This is a genomic window from Psychromonas aquimarina ATCC BAA-1526 (assembly GCF_000428725.1).
Classification (GTDB): Bacteria; Pseudomonadota; Gammaproteobacteria; order Enterobacterales; family Psychromonadaceae; genus Psychromonas; species Psychromonas aquimarina.
In genome coordinates this window covers 46378-52377 of sequence record NZ_AUAM01000033.1, presented here as the reverse complement: position 1 = coordinate 52377, position 6000 = coordinate 46378, and the positions used below count along the sequence as shown (strand labels likewise).

The 6000-nt window shown below is 48.7% G+C and carries 8 protein-coding genes; all 8 read right to left on the bottom strand.

What is annotated here, in order from left to right:
- The coding region (locus tag G337_RS0113200; protein ID WP_028864309.1) for a hypothetical protein at positions 1-461 on the bottom strand (461 nt) is incomplete at its 3' end.
- Positions 462-463: 2 nt separating this feature from the next.
- A complete protein-coding gene (locus G337_RS26265; RefSeq protein WP_051303251.1) occupies positions 464-985 on the bottom strand; it encodes a phage tail-collar fiber domain-containing protein in 522 nt (173 codons plus the stop codon).
- Positions 985-1656 carry a hypothetical protein gene (locus G337_RS27740; protein WP_051303249.1) on the bottom strand — a complete coding sequence of 224 codons (672 nt, stop codon included), beginning with the start codon at positions 1654-1656 and terminating at the stop codon, positions 985-987. The genes G337_RS26265 and G337_RS27740 overlap by 1 nt, the downstream gene beginning before the upstream one ends.
- Positions 1647-2663, bottom strand: a complete 1017-nt coding sequence (locus tag G337_RS0113185; RefSeq protein ID WP_028864308.1) for a baseplate J/gp47 family protein — start codon at positions 2661-2663, stop codon at positions 1647-1649. The genes G337_RS27740 and G337_RS0113185 overlap by 10 nt, the downstream gene beginning before the upstream one ends.
- Positions 2660-3040, bottom strand: coding sequence for a phage GP46 family protein (locus tag G337_RS0113180; RefSeq protein WP_028864307.1), 381 nt, complete (start codon positions 3038-3040; stop codon positions 2660-2662). The genes G337_RS0113185 and G337_RS0113180 overlap by 4 nt, the downstream gene beginning before the upstream one ends.
- Positions 3041-3051: 11 nt before the next feature.
- Entirely contained in the window at positions 3052-3687 is a 636-nt protein-coding gene (locus tag G337_RS26255) for a phage baseplate assembly protein V (RefSeq protein ID WP_211235807.1), read from the bottom strand.
- Between the two features lie 3 nt (positions 3688-3690).
- Complete coding sequence (locus G337_RS0113170) at positions 3691-4620, bottom strand: hypothetical protein (protein ID WP_028864306.1); 930 nt, start codon at positions 4618-4620, stop codon at positions 3691-3693.
- Positions 4613-5914 (bottom strand): DNA circularization N-terminal domain-containing protein, encoded by a 1302-nt coding sequence (locus G337_RS0113165; protein WP_028864305.1) that lies wholly within the window; start codon positions 5912-5914, stop codon positions 4613-4615. Before G337_RS0113165 ends, G337_RS0113170 begins: the two co-directional genes overlap by 8 nt.
- Positions 5915-6000: the final 86 nt, after the last annotated feature.

The window sequence follows — 6000 nt, the reverse complement described above, 5'->3', positions numbered from 1 at the left end:
TAACACGCTGTTGTTGAGCTCACAGAGCCTGGCACGAGCTGATAAAAGGTATGATTACCTGGGAAAACACCTGTATATCCACTCCACGACATTTTGATAATTGGAATACTTGGAATGAAGCTTTGTCCGCCGCCAAGCCCCATCGCAGTCAAAATCTCCTGCTCTTCGGCATCTCGTAATGCCCAGTTAACCCCGGAAGTAATTGTTCGATGAACTTCAAATGTAATCGGGAAAGCATTGTTGATGCTGTAGTGTTCAAGAAGACCGTCGGCTAAATTCCCATACTGATTTTTAGTCAGTCGATAAAATGGCGCTTCGAGCCGGGCACCAGCTAAATAGTCAGCCACCTTCAGCTCTTGCTGTGACAAAGCATTGTTAATCTCTCCCGCCTTCTTCTCCATCGACTGCGCCATGGCATCATTGGATTTAACCAGCTCGCCTATCGCTTGCTCTAACGACATAATTAAAAGTCCTCTGTTAAATGAGTAAAGTCGCAGGTACGCATAAAGGCACGTACCGAGCGACGCATATTATTAATTTGTGCAGCGGCCATAACGGCAAATGATTCGGCGTAATAGAGATTTATATCCCCCGTTGTATTTACGGTGATACTGCCCGGCGGCACGGCATCTAAAATCAAATCAAAGGCTTCAACGACCTTGGCGCTTTGATGTTTGTAAACCAGCACATCGCTCGGGTGACTGTCCACTGCAAACAAGGTGCCGTCTGCTAAGAAAAAACCAATCTCATAGGCGGTGATTTCCACATCACTATCAAATAACGCCGTGAGGTGAACCTGATTACCGGCCACATTAGCACCGCCGGCAATCGGCACTCGGATGATTTCATGCTGCAGTGCCGTCATATTTCGGTGCGGTACGTAACCCCGAGTACCTAATGCAACATGGGTTATTTGTAAACTGATACCTTTTGCACTGGCCTGCACTGCATTGTTCAGCCCTGCTTGTGTAACGGTCAATGACATTAAATCGCCCTCATGGTTGTTCTGTTAATCACGACACAGCTGCGCCCCTGCACCAGAGAAAATGTCAGCTGGTGCGCTATGAATTGCGTCTGCCGTTCTGTGTCTATGACCGGCTGCTCTGCTAAATACTGCAGCACCACTTTTCTGCGGTGAATCTGCACAGTCTGACGGCCGGCTCCCGCATGTAAGTGCTGTGCTTGTGCTAAGTCCCAGCAGTCTGCTGTCACCTCGCGCCGGTCAATATTCACATTTTGACGGGCAGTGCCCAGGTGCAGGGATTGCTTCTGTTTTAAGGTCCATAAAAAGGCGGTGTGCGGCAGGCGATAATCTTCCAGCTCCTTCATCAATTCACCGGCCTGCATATTAGGCTCAACATCAATGTAGATATAATTAGGCGTGGCGTGGTTATCAAAAACGCGGCCGGCAATCTTATGGGTGTCTAATAGTGTTTGATAATCGGACAGCTTCCAACCGGCTTGGATATTATCTGCCTGATATAAAATATTCTGCTGGGTTTCATCGTGCGTAGTTTTAAACTCAAGGGCTAAGCCGGTTAATAGTTTGTCTAAAGTACCGCCGGGGGAATACTGCCAGTATTCTCCCGGCGGCAGTAGCGCGGCAGCCGCCTGTTTAAAATCATCGCTAGAATAATCGGGCTCCATTAAAGCCATGTGATATCCCCTAATGTGTGCAGTTCATGCTCTTCCAGCTCAATAGCTGATGTTGGATGCACCAGGATGAATTCACTGGTTACCGTGGTAATCACTTGCGACAGTTCATTCGGGCGCAATACCGCACGACTGCCTAACCGGCTGTTGATGAATGCCTGCAGTGCGCTTTGAATCGAGGCCCGGGTATTTACATCACTGACATCTGATATAGATACCGGCACAGGTTTAAGGGTGGGCTGTTTGGTAAACACATGACAGCCCGCCAGTCTGTTGGCATCAATATGAGTCTGCACCTGAGCTTTGATTTCGGCTGATAGTAGCGGATTGTTTTGACGCCGGCCGATATACACAGTGACATGACCTAACATCGGCGTATTATCCAGGGCCCAGGCAAAATCTACATCCGGGTGCGCAGAGGTGGCCCAGAACTCATAATCAACTAGGCGCCCGACAATCTGCTTATCGTTAAAGGCGGTAACAATACGCTCGCGCCAATGCTCAACGTCTTCTAAATCTGCCCCGCCTGATATTTCATTACTGCTGATATTATCCGGATTTAACCCCGTAACAGCGGTAACCAGGTAAAGATTAACGCCGGCTGGCAGGTTGCCGGCCACACTGGTTTCCAGGGAAATCACCGGCACCGGCTGGTCAGAGTTAGTTGCAGTCGTCACCTGATACTCTTTGTTGTCCGCCGTTTTCAGCAGCGTGCCTTTAGGGATGTTCACCACGCCCTGGGTTAACTGAAAATTCACCGTACCGGCCGCAAACACAAAGGTTAAGCGCTCCACCTTAAAGCGGTTGGCCCAGAGGTACAGCCACTCTTCATCGGCGGTTTCCGGATTAAGCTGCTGAAACAGGTAGTCCTGGTAAGCATACTGGCCGTAACTCACCCCGGCGATGGAAGCAGCAATGGCATCAATGGCCGGATTGCTGACACCCAGCTTATTAGTGATGGTGCTTTTAGCACGGTAAAGGAGTGAAGCGAGACTAGGAGTCGGATTCATAGAGTAACCTGCTGTTTGCTGTTGTCGGGTAACGTAATATTGATAATACGAATTAAGCGCTCATTCTCAAAAAAGGTTGTTACATCGATATGAACGGCTGTTTTTTCATCGAGCAGCCACTGCAGTGCCTGGCGCGTATAACGCTTAGCACGGTTAAGGGTATCGGGCGTTTGTTTGCCGCGGGCCAAAGTCCAGTCACGACAGCCCACCGCCTGGATAAACTCCCCTGCCCACCAACCTTGTTTATCCTGGTCGGCATCTAACGGGTCGTTTTTTTGTGCCTGTGACCAGTTCAATAAGCTCTGCAGCACTGCATGCTCCAAGCCGTTCGGGCTGTTTACCTGCTCGGTAAATGCATCTAGTTCAAAGTGACTCATGGAAATCCTTATTATTGAGGGCCGCCGGTTATACCGCCGCCCGTGCCGTTTTCTTTATGTGTGTGCAGCGTGGTGCTGATACCGTCAACCACCACATCACCGCCGGTCATTTCCAACCCACCTTTAGCTGGTACCGCCCCGCCGCCGACTTTCGCTAAACCGCCGACCGCACAAATACCGGTAATGGTGGCATTGCCGTTAATCTTCGTATTACCGTTAATTTCGGTTTCGCTGTTAATTGTGGTTTTATCGGCATCAATAGCGGCGTTAACACACTTAACCTTTACGTCTTTATCAGCCGTAATATCCAGCGTTTGTTTAGTCACCACCTTGATACCCGATTCCTTAAAGTGCACTAAGTTGCCCTTATCATCGAGTATCGCTACATCACCGGGAGCAAGCTCCATTTGGTGGCGTTCGTCTTCAATACAGACCGCGATACCGCGCGAAGTGTCACCGCCGACAAACAGGGTATAAGCTTTGCTTTGGGGCAGTGGCCGGCTCATAAAACCGTAGTTATGCACCCGTTTAATACGGTCATTAGTGATACCCGTTGCCAGTCTCAGCTGAACAATCCCGGTCTCCACACGGGTAGAAATACCAGTACCAAACAGGTTTTTCAGACGGTTCATTATCGTTTCAAACACGGCTTATGCTCCAAAGGGTCTGAACAGTTCAAGACTGGTTTTTTCAGATGACTCATTGACGCTGATGTTTACCGTTTTAATCAGCAGGTTTTCTTTAAACTGACGCTTCTGCACACTGATAAGTTTGTTTAAAGCAAAGCCGGTCAGCTCCGGAAACAGTCCCGGCAGTGTCGCCGATACATGCAGACCTTTAGCAATGGCCATATTGCGCTCATACAAAGCCCGTGTTCGGCAGGAAGCTTCATCCTGAAGTTTGTCAGCGATAATCACTTTTTGTCGGCAGCGGGTAATGCTTTTATTAAATACTGTTGCTTCAGCACCATCCCAGGCGCCTTGAATTTCATAATGAAAAAACTGCTCAGCCCAGCTCTTTTTGATACTTATATTCAGGGTATTCTCGCCCATGGCTAACTTAATATTACGCTCGGTAAATTGTCCTGGTTGTTCAATCACCAGGACCCCGTTTTGTTCAATCAGCATAAGATTCTGCTGCTTAGCGATTTGTGCCAGGTTAGCCACCGGCGATTCTGCATTGATTTGAAATTCCGGTACCAGGGGCAAGGGCATCATCGACGGCAGATTGTTTTTAACGCCCAGGCCGAAGTCACTGACAATACTCTCCAGGAGCTGGTCCAGACGCTGGTTATAAATCGCATCAATTTTGATACGGCTGTCGATTAAATCCGCGGAAATTGAGCGCCCGCTGATACTGACTTTATCCTCACTGCCCGATACATCATCACTGACACTGTCTATTCTGCCGGTGAATATAACCTGGTTGTCGAGTTTGAACTCAACGGGCAAAGGCTGGTTAATCTCGATATAAGGAATCGTCACACTGAAGGTATGCGCTAGGCGTTCCAGTGAAAAAGACAGCGAAGCACTTTGAAAAGGCACTTGCCTGCTGTCTATAAACAGGGTTAGTTCAGACATTCGGCACCCTCAACAACCCGCTGACAAACAGCGGATGTTTGATAGCATTCAGTGCAGACAGCTCAGTACTACGGCACTGCTTTGACTGCGCAATACACAGCAGAGGACGTTTGCTGAAAACCTCAGTTCTGTTCACCGACTGCAGTAAGGTGTTTATTTTATTGCTCTGCTTGATAACCGATTCACGCAAGGCATCGAGGGATTCAACCAAAAGCAGGCTTTCATAATCGGCTGACTGAGTCACCTCCTGCAGGCGATCGTCAATTAACTTGCTGATCACTTTAATACTGACCGCTGCTTTATCAATGCTGTTATCGACAGCGTTTTCAACCGCACTGTCTGTGAAGGTATCAAAACTCAACACCTCCTCTTTATCCAACAGGTCCAGTTCTTCACTCAGCAGGACAATGGCAACGGTAATTTGAATATTGCAATGCGCTGAAACACTGCCCGGCTTAATCAACTTATGCATCAGCGTGCAGGCCGACTGCGTCATGCTCATGCCGGTTTTATTCGCCAGCGACTGACTGACCGTGGTCTTATTCGGTGATGCTTGACCCAACGATTGAGCAGAATCGGAGCTGTTGTTTTCAGATGCACTGCTCTCATCAAACAACACCTTTTTTAAGCTGTCGATAACAGCATCAAGATGAGCAGCATACGCTGCCGGTACATCAATGATGGTGTTCACGGCATTGATACCGTCTTGAATCTGATGATGTAGGCGCGCCAGCCTCATACTGCCTTGAGTAGCCCGGTTCGCAATAGACTTTAACGTATTCAGCAGACTGGTGAAGTCATCCTGCAGAGAAGTAATCTGTGCAGGTGAAGCCTGTTCAACATCACGCACAAACTGCTCGCTTGATGCGGACATGACATCCGCACTTAACCGGCTGACGGGTTTCTCATCCAGGTGCGTACTGGTTAAGACAACATGCTTACCCTGCTTTAAGAACTTAAGCGATAAAGTAACCAGTCCTTTCTTAGTACTAAACGACTGCGAAGAACTCTGATAAACCAGTGACAACTCGCCCAGATAAGGATGCTCAAGTGAACCGATAGGACTGTCTTCAAGCTCAGCAACAAAGGCGTTCGCATCCATCAAAGAATCGCCGCCGACAAACACAGCTTCCAGACTGACGGCCTTCGCCTTCGCGCCCATCACTTTAATCTGAGGTTCATCCGCATAGGGCAACTCAGCAACGTGCAGACGCTTGCCGTTATCCAATGTTGTCTGTTGAATATTAAACGCAACACCGTTCCATTTTGCGGTCTTAACTTTACGCTCCCACATGTACATCATCCTCACTCAGCGGCGCTGACCAGGGCGAGCAAATCCCAAAGAATTCGCACACCTCCCCCTCCGCACTAAAATTGCAC

What these genes read in the sequence shown, in the direction of transcription:
- G337_RS26265 (WP_051303251.1), bottom strand. Translation starts at nt 985, where the DNA reads ATGTCATTGACCGTTACACAAGCAGGGCTGAACAATGCAGTGCAGGCC.
- G337_RS27740 (WP_051303249.1), bottom strand. Translation starts at nt 1,656, where the DNA reads ATGGCTTTAATGGAGCCCGATTATTCTAGCGATGATTTTAAACAGGCG.
- G337_RS0113185 (WP_028864308.1), bottom strand. Translation starts at nt 2,663, where the DNA reads ATGAATCCGACTCCTAGTCTCGCTTCACTCCTTTACCGTGCTAAAAGC.
- G337_RS0113180 (WP_028864307.1), bottom strand. Translation starts at nt 3,040, where the DNA reads ATGAGTCACTTTGAACTAGATGCATTTACCGAGCAGGTAAACAGCCCG.
- G337_RS0113170 (WP_028864306.1), bottom strand. Translation starts at nt 4,620, where the DNA reads ATGTCTGAACTAACCCTGTTTATAGACAGCAGGCAAGTGCCTTTTCAA.
- G337_RS0113165 (WP_028864305.1), bottom strand. Translation starts at nt 5,914, where the DNA reads ATGTGGGAGCGTAAAGTTAAGACCGCAAAATGGAACGGTGTTGCGTTT.